At 57.6% G+C, this 16,523-nt stretch carries 13 protein-coding genes, 1 tRNA gene and 1 pseudogene; 10 read left to right on the top strand and 5 right to left on the bottom strand.

The window, feature by feature from the left end; genetic code table 11:
- Nucleotides 1–37: 37 nt before the first annotated feature.
- The 3 genes from ACZ1GS_RS08020 to ACZ1GS_RS08010 all read left to right on the top strand — a co-directional run bounded on the left by ACZ1GS_RS08020 (nt 38) and on the right by ACZ1GS_RS08010 (nt 2,547).
- Nucleotides 38–883 (top strand): AAA family ATPase, encoded by an 846-nt coding sequence (locus ACZ1GS_RS08020; protein ID WP_472697937.1) that lies wholly within the window; start codon nt 38–40, stop codon nt 881–883.
- Nucleotides 884–898: 15 nt separating this feature from the next.
- Complete coding sequence (locus tag ACZ1GS_RS08015) at nt 899–2,080, top strand: vWA domain-containing protein (RefSeq protein WP_472697936.1); 1,182 nt, start codon at nt 899–901, stop codon at nt 2,078–2,080.
- Between the two features lie 98 nt (nt 2,081–2,178).
- Nucleotides 2,179–2,547 carry a hypothetical protein gene (locus ACZ1GS_RS08010; RefSeq protein WP_472697935.1) on the top strand — a complete coding sequence of 123 codons (369 nt, stop codon included), beginning with the start codon at nt 2,179–2,181 and terminating at the stop codon, nt 2,545–2,547.
- Nucleotides 2,548–2,573: 26 nt separating this feature from the next.
- Here ACZ1GS_RS08010 and ACZ1GS_RS08005 read toward each other — a convergent pair whose 3' ends face one another.
- From ACZ1GS_RS08005 to ACZ1GS_RS07995, 3 genes are all read right to left on the bottom strand, one after another.
- Nucleotides 2,574–2,876, bottom strand: a complete 303-nt coding sequence (locus tag ACZ1GS_RS08005; protein ID WP_472697934.1) for a hypothetical protein — start codon at nt 2,874–2,876, stop codon at nt 2,574–2,576.
- A gap of 92 nt (nt 2,877–2,968) precedes the next feature.
- The gene (locus ACZ1GS_RS08000) at nt 2,969–4,165 is read right to left on the bottom strand and encodes an exo-beta-N-acetylmuramidase NamZ family protein (protein ID WP_472697933.1); all 1,197 of its coding nucleotides are present in this window, start codon (nt 4,163–4,165) and stop codon (nt 2,969–2,971) included.
- Nucleotide 4,166: 1 nt separating this feature from the next.
- The gene (locus ACZ1GS_RS07995; protein ID WP_472697932.1) at nt 4,167–4,715 is read right to left on the bottom strand and encodes a DOMON-like domain-containing protein; all 549 of its coding nucleotides are present in this window, start codon (nt 4,713–4,715) and stop codon (nt 4,167–4,169) included.
- Nucleotides 4,716–4,753: 38 nt separating this feature from the next.
- Between ACZ1GS_RS07995 and tyrS the strand changes: the two genes are divergently transcribed.
- Nucleotides 4,754–5,983 carry a tyrosine--tRNA ligase gene (tyrS, locus tag ACZ1GS_RS07990; protein ID WP_472697931.1) on the top strand — a complete coding sequence of 410 codons (1,230 nt, stop codon included), beginning with the start codon at nt 4,754–4,756 and terminating at the stop codon, nt 5,981–5,983.
- 91 nt (nt 5,984–6,074) lie between these two features.
- The gene (locus tag ACZ1GS_RS07985; protein ID WP_472697930.1) at nt 6,075–6,401 is read left to right on the top strand and encodes a PilZ domain-containing protein; all 327 of its coding nucleotides are present in this window, start codon (nt 6,075–6,077) and stop codon (nt 6,399–6,401) included.
- Here the strand turns inward: ACZ1GS_RS07985 and recG are convergent.
- Nucleotides 6,402–8,455 (bottom strand): annotated as a pseudogene (gene recG, locus ACZ1GS_RS07980) (ATP-dependent DNA helicase RecG).
- 86 nt (nt 8,456–8,541) lie between these two features.
- Here recG and ACZ1GS_RS07975 point away from each other — a divergent pair.
- The gene (locus tag ACZ1GS_RS07975) at nt 8,542–8,817 is read left to right on the top strand and encodes an FAD assembly factor SdhE (protein ID WP_472697929.1); all 276 of its coding nucleotides are present in this window, start codon (nt 8,542–8,544) and stop codon (nt 8,815–8,817) included.
- A 24-nt stretch (nt 8,818–8,841) separates the two neighbouring features.
- A complete protein-coding gene (gene mfd / locus ACZ1GS_RS07970; RefSeq protein ID WP_472697928.1) occupies nt 8,842–12,306 on the top strand; it encodes a transcription-repair coupling factor in 3,465 nt (1,154 codons plus the stop codon).
- Nucleotides 12,307–12,325: 19 nt separating this feature from the next.
- Here the strand turns inward: mfd and ACZ1GS_RS07965 are convergent, their stop codons facing one another.
- Nucleotides 12,326–14,257, bottom strand: coding sequence for a putative bifunctional diguanylate cyclase/phosphodiesterase (locus ACZ1GS_RS07965; RefSeq protein WP_472697927.1), 1,932 nt, complete (start codon nt 14,255–14,257; stop codon nt 12,326–12,328).
- Between the two features lie 251 nt (nt 14,258–14,508).
- Between ACZ1GS_RS07965 and moaA the strand changes: the two genes are divergently transcribed.
- From moaA to ACZ1GS_RS07950, 3 genes are all read left to right on the top strand, one after another.
- Nucleotides 14,509–15,495 carry a GTP 3',8-cyclase MoaA gene (moaA, locus tag ACZ1GS_RS07960; RefSeq protein ID WP_472697926.1) on the top strand — a complete coding sequence of 329 codons (987 nt, stop codon included), beginning with the start codon at nt 14,509–14,511 and terminating at the stop codon, nt 15,493–15,495.
- Nucleotides 15,492–16,277, top strand: a complete 786-nt coding sequence (locus ACZ1GS_RS07955) for an NAD kinase (RefSeq protein ID WP_472697925.1) — start codon at nt 15,492–15,494, stop codon at nt 16,275–16,277. Before moaA ends, ACZ1GS_RS07955 begins: the two co-directional genes overlap by 4 nt.
- 65 nt (nt 16,278–16,342) lie before the next feature.
- Nucleotides 16,343–16,417: transfer RNA gene (locus ACZ1GS_RS07950), tRNA-Asn, on the top strand.
- Nucleotides 16,418–16,523 lie beyond the last annotated feature (106 nt).

The following is a 16,523-nucleotide window of genomic DNA, read 5'->3' as shown; positions in this document are numbered from 1 at the left end:
CTAGTCCATTGACGTTTACGGCAAGGGATAGTGAAAAATGCGTTTTGACGGTACCAAAGACTATGTTGCAACCGATGATTTGAAGGTTGCGGTCAACGCTGCCGTGACGCTCCGGCGCCCCTTGCTCGTCAAGGGCGAGCCCGGCACCGGTAAAACGGTACTGGCCCATGAAATTGCCAAAGCCACCGGCGCGCCGCTGATCGAATGGAATGTCAAATCCACCACGAAGGCGCATCAGGGCCTTTACGAATATGATGCCGTGGCGCGGCTGCGCGATGGCCAACTTGGCGATGAACGCGTCCACGACATTTCCAACTATATCCGCAAGGGCAAATTGTGGGAGGCGTTTACCTCGCCCGAACTGCCGGTGCTGCTGATCGACGAAATTGACAAGGCCGATATCGAATTTCCCAACGATCTGCTGCAGGAACTCGATCGCATGGAATTCCATGTTTACGAGACCAAGGAAACAGTCAAGGCGGCCGAGCGCCCGATTGTGGTGATTACATCCAACAACGAGAAAGAACTGCCGGATGCGTTTCTGCGTCGCTGTTTCTTCCACTATATCAAATTCCCGGATCGTGAGACGATGCAGGAAATCATCAATGTCCATTTCCCCGATATTCAGGGCGTGTTGGTCAAAAAGGCGATGGATATTTTTTACGATGTCCGCGAAGTGCCGGGCCTGAAGAAAAAGCCGAGCACTTCGGAACTGCTCGACTGGCTGAAACTGCTCCTGTCGGAAGATATGCCGCTCGAAATCCTGCAATCCAAGGATCCGAGCAAGGCGATCCCGCCACTGCACGGGGCGCTGCTCAAGAACGAACAGGATGTCATGCTGTTCGAACGCCTCGCCTTCATGGCGAAACGCGAAGCGCGCTAAGCGGAGCCGGAAGCGATGTTCTTCAACTTCATGGATGAATTGAGAGCCGCAGGGATCACTGCGTCGCTCAAGGAACATCTCGTCCTGCTGGAAGCGCTCGACAAGGATGTCATTCAGCGCCGTCCGGAGGAATTCTACTATCTCTCTCGCGCCACTTTCGTGAAAGACGAAGGGCTGCTCGATCGCTTTGATCAGGTCTTTTCGAAAGTCTTCAAGGGTATCGAAACCAATTACGGGATGCAGGAGGAAGAGGTTCCGCTCGACTGGCTCAAGGCCGTGGCGGAAAAATTCCTCACCGAAGAAGAAATGAAAGAGATCGAATCCCTCGGCAGCTGGGACGAGATCATGGAAACGCTCAAGGAACGGCTCGCCGAACAGGAAAAGCGCCACGAAGGCGGCAGCAAATGGATCGGCACGGGCGGGACATCGCCCTATGGCAATAGCGGCTATAACCCCGAAGGCGTCCGCATCGGCGGCGAAGGCGGACAGAAAAAGGCGATCAAGGTCTGGGACAAACGGGAATTCCAGAATCTCGACAATACCAAACAGCTCGGAACCCGCAATATCAAGGTGGCGCTGCGCCGCTTGCGCCGGTTCGCCCGCGAAGGATCGGCGGACGAACTGGATATCAAAAGCACGATTGACGGCACTGCCAAAAAGGGCTGGCTCGATATCCATATGCGGCCGGAACGCCACAATGCGGTCAAATTGCTGCTCTTTCTCGACGTGGGCGGTTCGATGGACCCGTTCGTCAAGCTGTGCGAAGAGCTGTTCTCCGCCGCTACGACGGAATTCAAGAATCTCGAATTTTTCTACTTTCACAACTGCGTCTATGAAGGCGTCTGGAAAGATAATCGCCGGCGGTTCTCGGAACGGACCAACACCTGGGACATTCTCCACAAATATGGCCATGACTATAAGCTGATCTTCGTCGGCGATGCGTCGATGAGCCCCTATGAGATCACCCATCCCGGAGGCTCGGTCGAGCATTTCAACGAAGAAGCGGGCGTGACCTGGATCCACCGCATGACCAACACCTATCCTGCAGCAACATGGCTCAACCCGGTGCCGGAAAAGCAATGGGGCTATTCGCAAAGCGTCAAGATCATCAAGGAACTGATGAGCGATCGGATGTATCCGCTAACCCTCGAAGGGTTGAGCGATGCGATGAAGGAATTGACCCGCAAACACGGCTGATCGGCGAATAGGTCCAATACGGACCGAATTATTCTTGGCCACCCGAGAACAGGCTTTATACCAGATGTAGTAGTTAAAACTACATAGCGGAGGTATATATGCCAAGTTCAGTACCGCACACCAAAGACCCGAAACATAGCGTCGTACTTTACGATGCCTCACATCCTTCGGTCATTTTCGGAAAACTCAAAGCCGGCGTGCTGCGACAGTGGAACCAGAATAAGATGGTTCAGTCCGTCCATCGCTGGCTCAAACCGGCAAGCCCGAGAAAACGGACCATCCAATCCGTGCCTGACACCCGCAAGAGCTCGGGCTTGATCCTTCCTGAAAAAGGCAAGTCGCTGATGCTCATTCAGAACAGCGACATGATGAGTGACTTGCTCGCTGAAAATAATCGGCTGCGCAATATTGTTGATCAGCTGATCCGACAGGACAGCCGGGAGAAGATCATATCTCCTCCCCGGTGACGGGACCACCGCTTGGGCCCAGCCCCCTAAGCCTCGATAGCCAGAAGCGTGGTTCCGTCATATTTTTCTGCGGTCGCATCGAAAAGATCGGATATTTCGAACGAGCGATCGTCAACCGAGACATCCTTCAGGCCAGATAGCTTGAAGGTTCCCAGCTTTGCCTCGCGCGGCGGTTGTCCCTCGCGCTCGATCGTGACGGCGTCGACATGCATTTCATCATGCCGTGTGTAGACAATATGCGGGGCCAACAGCACCTGCGACCGGTTATAGGTGGCGTTCACGCATTTTTTCAGTGCCACGCCTTCAAAAAATTCTTTGTTCGCTAACATGCCGGCAAAATATCAGAATTAACGCTTTCTGCAAGAATTATGTTGCAGTGCAACATCAGTTGCCGGTTCAGGCATATTTGCACCTGGTGCGATTAGTAGAGCAGAAATTCTCCCAGCGTCTGTGCCCAGACCCGCTCATCGGGTGCGGCGATCGCATCGAGATCATTGGCGATGGTGGACGGGCTATCAATCCATTCGCGCAGTTCTGGGCCGCCGTTGATCACATCAAAGGCCAGTTTACCCTCTTCATATTCATAGGGGAAATCACGCCACAATTCATAACCGAGATAAAGTTTTCGGATCGCCTTCAGCGCCAGCGCCTGCAATCTCCAGGGCCGGAAGGTCGCATGGTTATAGCTGGGTCCTTCGGCATGAATATGCAGCCCGCTGCACAGCAAGCCGCTATGTTTGTGAAATGTCGGTTCGAACCAGCAGTCGCGCAAGGTGCACCCTTGCAGCCATTGCGGCGCCTTCCGTTCCATTTCGGCGCAGACCGCTTTGGCATCGATATCCGGCGCACCGAACAGCTCCAGCGGGCGGGTGGTTCCGCGCCCTTCCGACAGCGTCGTACCCTCGAGCATGACTGTCCCGGCATAGGCCCGCGCCATAGCGACATTGGGGGCATTGGGGCTGGGGTTGATCCACACCCGATCTGTCGGCCACCCAAATCCGGGGCCTTCGGGTTGCCACCCTTGCATTTCGATGACCGTATAGTCGACGTCGAGACCAAAATAGCTGACGAACCAGCGGCCCATTTCTCCCAGCGTCAGGCCATGGCGCATCGGCATCGGCGCGGCACCGACAAAACTTTCCCAGCCCTCTTCGAGCATCATGCCTTCAATCGGTCGCCCGGCAGGATTGGGACGGTCCAATACCCACACCGCCTTGCCCTGCTCTGCCGCTGCTTCGAGAATATAGCGCAGCGTTGTGATGAATGTATAGATCCGGCAACCCAGGTCCTGGAGATCAATCAGGATGACGTCGAAACTGTCCATCATCTGCTGGGTTGGTCGCCGCACTTCGCCATAAAGGCTGAAAACCGGGATCCCCAGCACCGGATCTTCATAGTCCGGGGATTCGATCATATTGTCCTGCTTGTCCCCGCGTAATCCATGCTGCGGCCCAAAGGCGGCAGAAAGGTCAATGCCATCACATTGCGCAAGAGCATCCATGCTGTGCGTGAGATTTTCCGTCACCGAAGCCGGGTGCGCCAGCAAGGCCACCCGTTTTCCCTCCAGTGGGCCCCGCAATTCCCGCTCGGCGAGCAAACGATCAATACCAAATTTCATGCTAGGGTTCTGCCTTCAGTTCATGGGTAAAGCAATCCCGATTGTGAAAGTCCGGATCACCCTCGGGATGAGCCAGAGCCCACAGGCTTTTGCTCCCATCCTGCGCCTCGATTACCGCCGTCACGGCCATTTCCACCGCCGCATCGGGATCGGCCAGTCCTGTACCCGCCAGGTCAATCGCAGCATCCAGGCGAAATTCCGCCTCTTCTTGCGCGCGGGTTAGCACCGGATCGGACGCCAGGCTGATATTGCGCATGCCTTTGCGATGGCTTTCGAAGCCGTACACGGCCCATTCGGTCGACGGTGACAGATTAAACTCGAGATAGGCGCTGTCGTCGGCCCGCCCGATAAAGGCTTCGAAACAGGTTTTCTGCCATAAATAGTCGGTCCGCTGCGGCGCCGTTTCCGCGAGCAAGGCAAGATCGGCGATCGCTCCGATGACCCGATAAGACAAGCGCAACTGGCCGGTTTGCGAAAGCTGAACATCGGCGGTTACGGCGGCGACGGTTTGCGCCGCGGTATCGGCATGACATTGCAGGTTCAAACGCATGTTGCGACTTTTCCTCTCCCCATGTAACGACCGTCCCCATGACCGAATATCAATCTGATCTCCTGCGTCTACTCAATGATCGCGGCTATATCCATCAATTAACCGATGCGGAAGGGCTGGACCGGCTGGCCGGCAAGCAAGTCGTGCCGGGCTATATCGGCTTTGATGCGACGGCCGACTCTCTGCACGTGGGCAATCTGGTTTCGATCATGCTGCTGCGCCGTCTGCAGCAAGCCGGTCACAAGCCGATTGTCGTCATGGGTGGCGGTACGACCAAGGTTGGCGATCCGTCCGGCAAGGACGAGGTACGCAAGCTGCTGGATAATGACGGGATTGATGCCAATATCGCGTCCATTCGCACCTGTTTTGAACGCTTTCTGACTTTTGGCGATGGTCCGACCGATGCGGTGATGGTCAATAATGCCGATTGGCTCGACAGCCTCGAATATATCCCATTTCTGCGGGATGTTGGCCGCCACTTCACGATCAACCGGATGATGACCTTCGATTCGGTCAAACTGCGGCTGGATCGCGAGCAGCCGCTGACCTTTCTCGAATTCAATTACATGATTCTGCAAGCCTATGACTTTCTGGAACTGTCCCGCCAGCATGCCTGTCGTCTGCAACTGGGCGGGTCGGATCAGTGGGGCAATATCGTCAATGGGATCGAACTGGGGCGTCGCATCGACAGCACCGAGCTGTTCGGGCTGACCACGCCGCTGATCACGAAAGCCGACGGGTCCAAAATGGGCAAATCGGTCGATGGTGCGATCTGGCTGAACGAAAACCGCTTAAGCTCTTATGATTACTGGCAATTCTGGCGCAATAGTGACGACCGTGATGTCGGCAAGTTCTTGCGCCTGTTTACCGATGTCGATCTCGATGAAATTGCGCGACTGGAATCGCTGGAAGGCGCGGACATCAATCAGGCCAAGAAAATCCTGGCCGACAAGGCCACGGCTCTGGCGCACGGCGAAAAAGCCGCCGCCGACGCCGCGCAGACCGCGCAGCAGACATTCGAGCAGGGCCAGGCGGGCGGCGATCTGCCGGTGCTGGACGTTGATGCTGACTCAATATCCATTCTCAATGCGCTGGTGGACATCGGTTTTTGCGCTTCAAAAGGCGAAGCCAAACGGATGGTGGCGGGTGGCGGTGCCAGGATTGATGATCAACCGATCAAGGATGCCGGCATGATGATTGCCCTGTCCGATGCCGATGTGAAAATTTCCGCCGGAAAGAAGAAGCACGGGCTGCTGAAACGGTCATAATCCTGATCCTTTTCAACCGGCTGGTTGGTTTACCATTTATTCGCACAATTCCGCTAAAAGCTGGGTTCAATCAACCGACGGAGCCGCGGCGATGAACAGTGTGACCAACAATCCAGCGCCTGACATGCGTCGTGCGACGCGTTTTCCCGTCGATTTCGAGACTATTTGTGAAACCCAGAAACATGGTGAATTCACCGCCAAGCTAAGCAATATTTCGGCTCATGGCTGTCAGATCATTCACGCGGTGGCGCTCGACAAGGGCGATCGCGTGGTTGTCCGCCTGCCGGTGGCCGGACGCATCGAGGCGTTTCTGGTCTGGTCGCACGAAGGCCGTTCGGGTTTTGAATTTGAACGAGTCATCCGCCAGCCTGATTTCATGGCGACGCTCGACCATATCGGCCATTCCCAGCCCGGCTAGTTACCCGCTGCGGATCAGGCTGACTCCCAGTCCCGTTCAAACAGATAGAGCGCGATCCGGGCCGCCTGCCCGCGCTCGCTCGCCAGCCCGCCATCGCGATCCAAGAGCAAGCGCGCATCATCCGTTGCCGTCCCGATAAATTGGGTGATCTGTTCGGGTGTCGCAACCCGAAAGCCGGCATCCCCCGACTGCCGGGTGCCGAGCAACTCCCCTGCCCCGCGCAGTCGCAAATCTTCTTCGGCGATCTTGAAGCCGTCATTGGTTTCCCGGAGCAGCCGCAAGCGGGCGCTCGCGGTTTCGCTTAACGCATCGCCGCGGAGCAATAGGCAATTGGATTTGACATCGCCGCGCCCGACCCGGCCCCGCAGCTGGTGCAATTGCGCCAGGCCAAAGCGATCGGCCGCCTCGATGATCATCAGACTCGCATTGGGCACATCGACGCCCACCTCAATCACCGTCGTCGCCACCAGCAGGCCGATTTCGCCGCGCTGAAACCGCGTCATCACCGCGTCTTTTTCCGGCCCCTTCATGCGGCCATGCACGAGACCGACCTGGTCGCCAAAGCGCATTTTCAGAGCTGCCGCGCGGTCCTCCGCCGCCGCCAGATCGCTTTTTTCGCTTTCCTCGATCAGCGGACAAACCCAATAAGCCTGGCCGCCACTGCAGAGATGGCGCGCGAGTCCGTCGACCACTTCCGACAATCGGCTGTCGGCAATGACCCGGGTTTCAATCGCCTGTCGCCCCGGCGGCAGTTCATCGATCCGCGACACGTCCATTTCGCCAAACTGGCTCAGAGTCAGCGTGCGCGGGATCGGCGTGGCGGTCATCGCCAGCAAATGCGGTGTCCGCTCGGCTTTGCGGGTCAGCATCAGGCGCTGTGACACGCCAAATTTATGCTGCTCATCAATAATCGCCAGCGCCAGTTTCCTATACTGCACCTTCTCCTGAAAAATCGCGTGGGTGCCGACCAATATGTCGATCGAGCCATCGGCCAGCCCCATCAGCGTGGATTCGCGCAGCTTGCCTTTGTCGCGACCGGTCAGAATCGCCAAATTGACTGGCAAGCCGGTGAGCAGCTTCTGGAGCCCTTCGAAATGCTGGCGCGCGAGGATTTCTGTGGGTGCCAGGAACGCGCCCTGGTAGCCGGCTTCCACGGCGTTGAGTAACGCCATCAGCGCCACCAGCGTCTTGCCGGACCCCACATCGCCCTGCAGCAACCGCAACATTGGCGATGCCTGGGCGAGGTCTCCATCAATTTCAGCGATACAGCGCTTTTGCGCGCCGGTCAGCTCGAACGGCAGCTGCAATTGCCCGCGCAGCCGCCCGTCTCCGCTCAATGGCACCCCGGATTTGCGCCGATTGCTCGCCCGGACCAGCATGAACGCCAGTTGATTGGCGAAAATCTCGTCATAGGCGAGCCGGTCCAGTCCTTGCGGTTGCTCGGCTTCGTGCAGCGCGTTGATACTGTCTTTCCAATCGCGCCAATCCTTGGTGCCCATCAGACTGGGCTCGATCCATTCCGGCAGGTCCGGAATCATCGTCCGCGCCTGAGTGATCAGCTGCCCCATGCGTTTATTGCCCAACCCGTCGGCGAGCGGGTAGATCGGCTCGATCAGGGCGATGCTGTCCGCCTCATTGGGTTCAAGCACATCGGGGTGCACCATTTGCAGCTCATCGCCGTATCGCTCGAGCTTTCCCGAAATCAGCTTGGCTTCCCCCAGCGGCAGCATCTTCTTCGGCCAGCCTGTATTTCTGCCAAAAAAGGTCAGGCTGATGACATTGCCCTGACCATCGACGGAATGCACCCGCAACGGACTGCGGGGGCCGCCGGAGCGATAATCCGTTGCGGTCACCGTCGCGATGATGTTGAGACCGACATCGGCTTCATCAATGGCATCCACCGGCTTGCGCTGCATCCAGTAGCTCGGCTGGTGGTAGAGCAGATCCTTGATCCGCACGAGTCCGAGCTTCTCGAGCGGCTTGGCCAGCGTCTTGCCAACGCCTTTCAGCGCGGTGGTCTGGCCAAATAATTCGTTGAGTATCTCGGGTCGCATGTCTATCCGCCTTATAAGCAAGCCGCGCCGAGATACCAGTCGCCGTCCGGCCAATGTTGAGAGAAATCGAAAGAACAGGAATCATCATGGATCGCGACATCGTTTTGAAACGCCTCTACTTCCGCGCCTGGCATCGCGGCACGCGCGAAGCCGACCATATGATTGGCGGCTTTTTCGATCGCTATGGCCAAGACTGGTCGGACGATGACATTGCCTGGTTTGAAAAATTGCTCGAACAGGAAGATGTTGATGTCATGGCCTGGGCGATCGGCACACAGCCGGTTCCCGAAGCGTTTCAGGGGCCTCTGATGACCGCGATGCAAAAGCTGGACTATATTCCGCTGCCCAAGCCGTTATCCTGATCGATTCTGCAATAGCGTCTCCAAATGTCTTATATTGACCATCTTTTATCTGCTGAAGACAGCATAACGATCGCAGGTGTCGCCGCCGGTTACCGGCCCTATTGCCTGGCCGATATCGCAATGCAGTCCGGGCGCCGCACGGTGTTTGTCGCGACCGACGATGCCGCGATGAGCGCCGCGGCGGAAGCCGCACGCTTTTTTCAACCGGACCTCGACATTATCAGTTTTCCCGCCTGGGACTGCCTCGCCTATGACCGGGCCTCGCCAGCCTTGCACACCACCGCCGACCGGCTGGCCGCGCTGTCGCGGCTCGCCATCGCGCCGGAGGGCCCGCAACTGGTGGTCACCACCGTCAATGCGGTCACCCAGCGGGTTCTGGAACCGGCACGGGTCAAACAGCTGGTCACCCGGCTGCAGCCCGGCGCGGTGATCGAACAGGAAAAGCTGGTCGCCTTTCTTTATGCCAATGGCTTCGTCCGGGTGGACACCGTGGCCGATAGCGGTGAATTTGCCGCCCGGGGTGGCCTGATCGACCTTTTCCCGCCAGGTGCAGACCAGCCCCTGCGGATCGATCTGTTCGGCGATGAAATCGAAACGGTGCGCCAGTTCGACCCCGCCGACCAGCGAACAACCGGCACAATTGGCGGGTTTGATCTGTTGCCGGTATCGGAAATGCTGCTCGATGAGGCCAGCATCACGCGCTTTCGCACCCGCTATCGCGATCTGTTCGATGCCGTCGCCACCAGCGATCCGCTCTATCAGGCGATTTCCGAAGGCCGCCGCCTGTCCGGCATGGAGCATTGGCTGCCGCTGGTCGAAGAGCGGCTGGGCACCTTTTTCGACTATTGCGGCAGCGACAGCTTGCTGTTGCGTGACACCGCGACCGAGCAGGCAGCAGAAGCCCAGTTTTCCGCCATTGAAGATTATTACAAGAATCGTCGCGACGCAGACAAGGCCAATTTGTCCAGCTATCGTCCACTGGCCCCCGATGCGCTCTATCTGACACCTGCAGAATGGGCCGATCGTCAGAATACCCCGATCCATCTGATCAGCGAATTTGACGAACCGGAGTCGGCGCGGGTGCTGTCCCTGTCGGTCTCGTCTGCGCGGGATTTCTCGCCGGAACGCGCCCGCAACGAGAATATCTACCAGGCGCTGGCGGCCCATCTCAAGAGCCTCACAAAAGCGGGCACAACAGCGGTTGTTGCCAGTTACAGCGCCGGATCCCGAGCGCGCCTGTTTGACCTGCTGAAAGACAATGACGTCAAGACGGCAAGCCTGTGTGACGACTGGCAATCGTGCCAGGCCAACCCGTCCGCCATCGCCCTGACGGTCATTCCCCTCGCCTCCGGCTTCCGCACCGAAAATCTCGCCTTGCTGACCGAGCAGGATATTTTCGGCGACCGGCTGGTGCGCAAGTCGAAGCGGCGCAAAAGTGGTGATGCGTTTATCGCGGAACTGTCTGCGCTCAGCCAGGGTGATCTGGTCGTCCATCTCGAACATGGAATCGGGCTGTATGAAGGCATTGTGTCGATCCCGGTTGGCGAAAGCCCGCATGATTGCGTGGCGCTCAAATATGCGGGCGGGGACAAGCTGTTTGTTCCGGTGGAAAATATTGATGTTCTCTCGCGCTATGGCGAAGGGGGCGAAAATGTCGTGCTCGACCGTCTCGGCGGAGAAGGCTGGCAGCGGCGCAAATCCAAGCTCAAGGAACGCATCCGGGCGATTGCCCATGAACTGCTGAAAACTGCGGCTGCGCGCGCGTTGCAACCCGCAACACCTGCGGTTGTGGATGCCGGCGAGATGGCGGGATTTGTCGATCGCTTCCCCTATCAGGAAACCGATGATCAGCAGCAGGCGATTGAGGAAGTGCTCGCCGATATGGGATCCGGCAAGGCGATGGACCGGCTGGTCTGCGGCGATGTTGGATTTGGCAAAACCGAAGTGGCGATGCGCGCGGCCTTTGCCGCTGCTATGGCCGGCATGCAGGTGGCCATTATCGCGCCAACCACTTTGCTGGCACGGCAGCATTATAGCAATTTTGAAGAACGGTTCCGGCCCTTTCCCTTGAAAATTGGGCGGCTGTCGCGACTGGTGCCGGCTGCGGAAGCCAAAAAGACCCGCGAAGGTCTGACCAGCGGCAATGTCGACATTGTCATCGGTACCCATGCTTTATTGGCTAAATCGATTGAATTTCAACGTCTTGGACTGATTATTGTCGATGAGGAACAAAGGTTCGGCGTCACCCACAAAGAGCGGCTAAAGGCTATGAAGGCGGACGTCCATGTCCTCACCCTCACCGCGACGCCAATCCCGCGCACATTGCAAATGGCAATGACCGGTTTGCGCGAACTGTCCGTAATCCAGACGCCGCCGGTCGATCGGCTGGCGGTCCGCACCTATGTTATGCCGTGGGATCCGATTCCGCTGCGCGAAGCGCTGATGCGCGAGCATTTTCGCGGTGGACAGAGTTTTCTGGTTGTCCCGCGGATTGCGGACCTGACCGAGATTCAGGAGTTTTTGAAGGAGTTTGCTCCCGAAATCTCTTATGTTGTGGCGCATGGCCAAATGCCGCCGGCGCAGGTCGAAGAGCGCATGTCGGCCTTTTACGACAAGAAATATGATGTGCTGCTGTCGACCACCATCGTCGAAAGCGGTCTCGATATTCCCAGCGCCAATACCCTGATCATTCACCGTGCCGATCGTTTCGGTCTCGCGCAATTATACCAGCTCCGCGGCCGTGTCGGGCGATCCAAAACCCGGGCTTATGCCTATATGGTCACGCCCAAGGACCGGATTGTGACCGAGAAAGCCGAAAAACGGCTAAAAATCCTCAGTGATCTCGACAGTCTCGGCGCCGGTTTCGAACTGGCCAGCCATGATCTCGACATTCGCGGCGCCGGAAACCTGCTCGGTGACGAACAATCCGGCCATATCCGCGAGGTCGGCTTCGAACTCTATCAATCGATGCTCGAAGACGCGATCCTCGAAGCCAAAGCCAAAGGCGCCGGTCTCGATGCCCGCTCAGAAAGCTTCTCGCCACAGATCACGGTCGACGCTCCGATCCTGATCCCGGAAAATTATGTGCCCGACCTGTCGCTGCGCATGGGGCTTTATCGCCGCATGAACGGCCTCGAAAATCGTCAGGAAATAGAATCCTTTGCCGCCGAAATGATAGATCGGTTCGGAGATTTACCGGTCGAAACCGACAATCTTCTCAAGCTGATGGAGATCAAGATGAATTGCGTCCAGGCGCATATCGCCAAGATCGAAATGGGGCCTCGCGGCGCGCTGGTCAGCTTCCACCGCGACACCTTCCCTAATGTGCCGGGATTACTCGCCTATGCCGATCGCTTAAAAGGCACGGCGCGTATCCGGCCTGACAACAAGCTGTTTATCGAGCGCAAATGGCGGGATCCGCGGTCACGTCTGCATGGCCTGACCCAGTTGACCACAGGCTTGTCGAAACTGGCGCAGCAGAACAGATAGGCGGCTTTCGGCGAGGCGGCTAGTTGCTGCGCAGCGCGAAGGCTTCAAACTCGTCCGGCGATAGCGGCCCGGATCGCAAAAACCCCTGAAAAAACTCGCATTTCTGTTCCGCCAACGTGGCCAGTTGCGCTTCGGTCTCGACGCCTTCGGCAATCACCGCGAGCTTCAGTTTGCGGGCGAGGTCGATAATCGATTTCACCACCAGCTGGTCTTTCTGCGAGCCGCTAATATCATCGGTTAAACCACTGTCTATCTTGAGATAATCCAGCGGCAGATGCTTGAGGTAAGACAGGCTGCTATAGCCGGTCCCGAAATCGTCAATCGCAATCCGAATGCCCTGTTCCCGGAGCGAACGCAGCTGATCGACAGCGCGGTCTATATTGGCGATAAGATCGGATTCGGTAATTTCCAAGGTCAGCCGGTCCGCGGCAAAAGCATGCCGATTTGCCTTTTCGCTAATCAGCGGGACGAAGCCGTCAGCGGCCAGATCGCCTGCGGTGACATTGATCGAAATCCGCAGGAAGGACAAACTCTCCGGCCAGCGCCCGGCGATTGCGAGGGCGAGATCATGAATATGGGCCGACAACATACCGGTAAGCCCGGCCCGTTCGGCCACCGAGAACAAGGTCGCGGCCCCCAGAAAACCATAAGTCGGGTGCTGCCAGCGCGCCAAGGCTTCGGCGCCGATCAATTGCCCGGAATCGACCCGCATCTGGGGTTGCAGGGCAATGGCAATATCGCCGCGTTCCAAGGCATGGGCGAGATCACCTTCGAGGGCCTGTTCGAGCAGAATTTCCTTTTCAGACGATCCGCTCGCCTTGATCCGAAAGGCATCCGATAGCATGGCTTCGGCCAGGGCCAGTGTGGCCCGGCGGATCAGCACCGCTTCATCACTCGATTCCTGCGCAATCGCGAGACCGGCACGCGGCGCCAGCTGAATGGTGCGTTCCTCCACCCGGACGGCCCCAAAGGCATGGTCAATAAGCTTCTCAGCGACGAGGCGCAGATCATCCGCCTGTTCCCCTCCGGCAAAGGCGACGACAAAATTCTGTCCATCGAGACGCGCGACCAAATGGGTGCCCAGATCGAGATCGGGGATTTCCAGCAGCAACCGCTGCCCGATCCGCCGCATCACTTCATCCCCCACCGAACGACCATAGGCGGCGTTAATCGTCGCAAAATTCTTGATACCAAAGGCAATCAGCATCAATTTTTGCCCCTGTTCGAGCCGTTGCTTGATCCAGGCGCGCGCGGCGGAGCCGTTGCGCAGTCCGGACAGCACGTCGCGGTGGTTCCAGAATTGTTCCGGACTATCCTGTGCAACCCGCTCAATATAACCGTGAATAGCATCGCCGGAATCGTGCAGATGATGGATAACCTTGGTTCCGTTGAGATCATGCACCACCGCAGCCTGACCGGCGCCATCCCGCAAACGCCCCATCGCGCCGCGCAGTCGCAGCCGTTCGTCTGGTGACATTCCGCGATAGAAGCCGCTGACCGGATACCGATTGAGCGCCAGTGCCGATCCGGTCGCCCGGAGTTTCTCGCTCACCCAATGGTCGCCGATGCCGGCCTTGGAGAAAGACCATTTCTCTTCCGATGCCGTCAGCAGCCGATTAAAATCCTCCATGACTTTCGATCCGCCACGGACATGTTCGACATAGCGATAGGCAAAGTTGAGCGCCTGTTCGATATCCGCATTATCTGCCGATAAATCGAGGAAATGGGTGGCTCCGGCGGCGAAACATTGTCCGGCCATATCCGGCGGACAGGCCGCGTCGACCAGGGCCAGAATCGCGATCCCGCCCTGCTCCGACAGGCCCGCCAGTTCCTCGATAGCAACCAGGCCTTCCGCGACATTGGCGCGCAAATCCACAACCACGACCGGTGCATGCGAGGCCAGAAACCGGTTGCCGAGCCCCTCCCGCGGCGCGCCGAACTGACCCGCCAACCCAGTCCGGACAGCCGCGCAGCCATCGGATCGCGGTCGCCGAAGGACAACAGGAAGAGATGTCTTGTGTGTTTCATATCAAGGCCGAACCCTCGGGTTCGATAGCGTAAACTTCCCAAATTGCGTTGTGGCCGCTCTATCGGGCCGCCAGTCTCCTATTCTTTTCCATAGCAGCCAAACCTTTATAGGCCGTTGCCTGTGCCGGGACAAAAGGCTAGCCTTTCCGTCCTATTCTCGATGGAACCCTGAACATGCTCGACGGATTTGGACGGAAAATAGACTATTTGCGGATATCGGTCACTGATCGCTGCAATTTTCGCTGCCAATATTGCATGTCGGAAAACATGACCTTCATGCCCAAAAGCGAGCTGCTGACGCTGGAGGAAATCACCCTGATCGCCGAGCGGTTCATCGGCCATGGCATCCGCAAAATACGTCTGACCGGCGGCGAACCGCTGGTCAGACGGGATATGAGCGACGTCATTCAACGACTTGGCCGCAAAGTGAAATCCGGGGAACTGGAAGAACTTACATTGACCACCAACGGGTCGCTGCTCGAAGACTATGCCGAGCATCTCGTCGCCAATCATGTGCGCCGGATCAATGTCAGCATGGATACGCTCGATCCGGCGGATTTTGCCGATATCACTCGGGGCGCCAAGATCGATCAGGTGCTGCGGGGCATTGCGGCCGCGCAAGCGGCTGGCATTCAGGTCAAGATCAATATGGTTGCGCTCCGCGGCTTCAACGAACAGGCACTGCTTCCCATGGCCGAATATTGCGCCGAACAGGGCCATGATCTGACCGTGATCGAGACCATGCCACTGGGCGATGTCGGCGCGGACCGGAAGCTGGAGCATATCAAGGCCGAAGATTTTATCGCTCCTTTGCGCGACACCCATGCGCTCGAAGCAATTGGGCACAAAAGCGCCGGCCCTGCCCGCTATTTCGCGGTGGAGCCGCTGGGGTTGCGGCTTGGTCTGATCACCCCGCTCAGCCAGAATTTCTGTGATGGCTGCAATCGGCTGCGGCTGACCACCGATGGCAAAATATATATGTGTCTCGGCCATAACGCCCATGTTGATTTACGCGCCGCAGTGCGCAATGAAGGGATTGAGGCTGTCGACCGGTTGCTTCAGAAAGCTTTGAAGTTGAAACCGCAAAGACATGATTTTAATGCACAACTGGATGGGTCCGCAGATATATTGGAGCGTCACATGAACGTTACGGGCGGATGAGTTCGGATCAGTCGGGTATCAAATGGGCACTGGTCGTGTCCCCGACCCCTCAAGCCCAGGAAGCGGGCGAAAAATTACAGTCCCTGCTCGACTGGGTACCGATTGAGGACGCCGATCAGGCAGTGGTTCTCGGCGGGGACGGCTTCATGCTGCAGTCGCTGCACCAGATGCTCAACCGGCGCAAAATCCTGCCGGTTTACGGGATGAATCTCGGCACGGTCGGTTTTCTGATGAACAACTGGCACGAAGAGGACCTGTTGCAGCGCATCCAGAATGCCCGGCCGTTCAAGGTGAAACCGTTGAAAATGGAAGTCGAGACCATCTCCGGCGCGGTTTTCTCGCTGCCAGCGATTAACGAGGTCTCGCTGCTCCGCGAAACCCGCCAGACCGCCAAGCTGGAAATCCAGGTCAACAACCGAATCATGCTGGAAGAGCTGGTTTGCGATGGCGTGCTGATCGCGACGCCCGCCGGATCCACCGCCTATAATCTGTCGGCCAATGGTCCGATCTTGCCGCTGGGCTCCAATCTGCTCGCGCTGACGCCGATCAGCCCGTTTCGTCCGCGACGCTGGAAGGGCGCGATTCTGCCCGACAAAATGCCGATCAGCATCAAGGTTCTCAACGCCGAAAAACGGCCCGTAAGCGCGGTTGGCGATCAACAGGAGGTGCGTGACGTGGCGCAAGTCACCATCGCGATCGACCGCAACCAGACGCTGACCATGTTGTTTGATCCGGAACACGCACTGGATGATCGCATCGCAATGGAACAATTTGTCGTTTGATGGCTTGCGATGCGGGAATGTCGTTGCTATAGGCCCGCTCGTTGCGAAGCTAATCACGCATCTGTTCCCCGATAGCTCAGCGGTAGAGCGTTCGACTGTTAATCGAAATGTCGTAGGTTCGAATCCTACTCGGGGAGCCATTATTTCTTGATAATCCGGCGCTTTTCCCTGGCCTCAACGCCGGTCCGCTGCTGCTCGTCTGCTGCCGTCCTTCCGTCCATCGCACTGATACAGGAAGCTATCCCG

The sequence above is a fragment of the Parasphingorhabdus sp. W113 genome (assembly GCF_055693205.1).
This window is presented reverse-complemented; position numbering and strand designations above follow the sequence as displayed.

Coding starts and splice junctions, on each gene's coding strand:
- ACZ1GS_RS08020 (WP_472697937.1), top strand. CDS start 38: ATGCGTTTTGACGGTACCAAAGACTATGTTGCAACCGATGATTTGAAG.
- ACZ1GS_RS08015 (WP_472697936.1), top strand. CDS start 899: ATGTTCTTCAACTTCATGGATGAATTGAGAGCCGCAGGGATCACTGCG.
- ACZ1GS_RS08010 (WP_472697935.1), top strand. CDS start 2,179: ATGCCAAGTTCAGTACCGCACACCAAAGACCCGAAACATAGCGTCGTA.
- ACZ1GS_RS08005 (WP_472697934.1), bottom strand. CDS start 2,876: ATGTTAGCGAACAAAGAATTTTTTGAAGGCGTGGCACTGAAAAAATGC.
- ACZ1GS_RS08000 (WP_472697933.1), bottom strand. CDS start 4,165: ATGAAATTTGGTATTGATCGTTTGCTCGCCGAGCGGGAATTGCGGGGC.
- ACZ1GS_RS07995 (WP_472697932.1), bottom strand. CDS start 4,715: ATGCGTTTGAACCTGCAATGTCATGCCGATACCGCGGCGCAAACCGTC.
- tyrS (WP_472697931.1), top strand. CDS start 4,754: ATGACCGAATATCAATCTGATCTCCTGCGTCTACTCAATGATCGCGGC.
- ACZ1GS_RS07985 (WP_472697930.1), top strand. CDS start 6,075: ATGAACAGTGTGACCAACAATCCAGCGCCTGACATGCGTCGTGCGACG.
- ACZ1GS_RS07975 (WP_472697929.1), top strand. CDS start 8,542: ATGGATCGCGACATCGTTTTGAAACGCCTCTACTTCCGCGCCTGGCAT.
- mfd (WP_472697928.1), top strand. CDS start 8,842: ATGTCTTATATTGACCATCTTTTATCTGCTGAAGACAGCATAACGATC.
- moaA (WP_472697926.1), top strand. CDS start 14,509: ATGCTCGACGGATTTGGACGGAAAATAGACTATTTGCGGATATCGGTC.
- ACZ1GS_RS07955 (WP_472697925.1), top strand. CDS start 15,492: ATGAGTTCGGATCAGTCGGGTATCAAATGGGCACTGGTCGTGTCCCCG.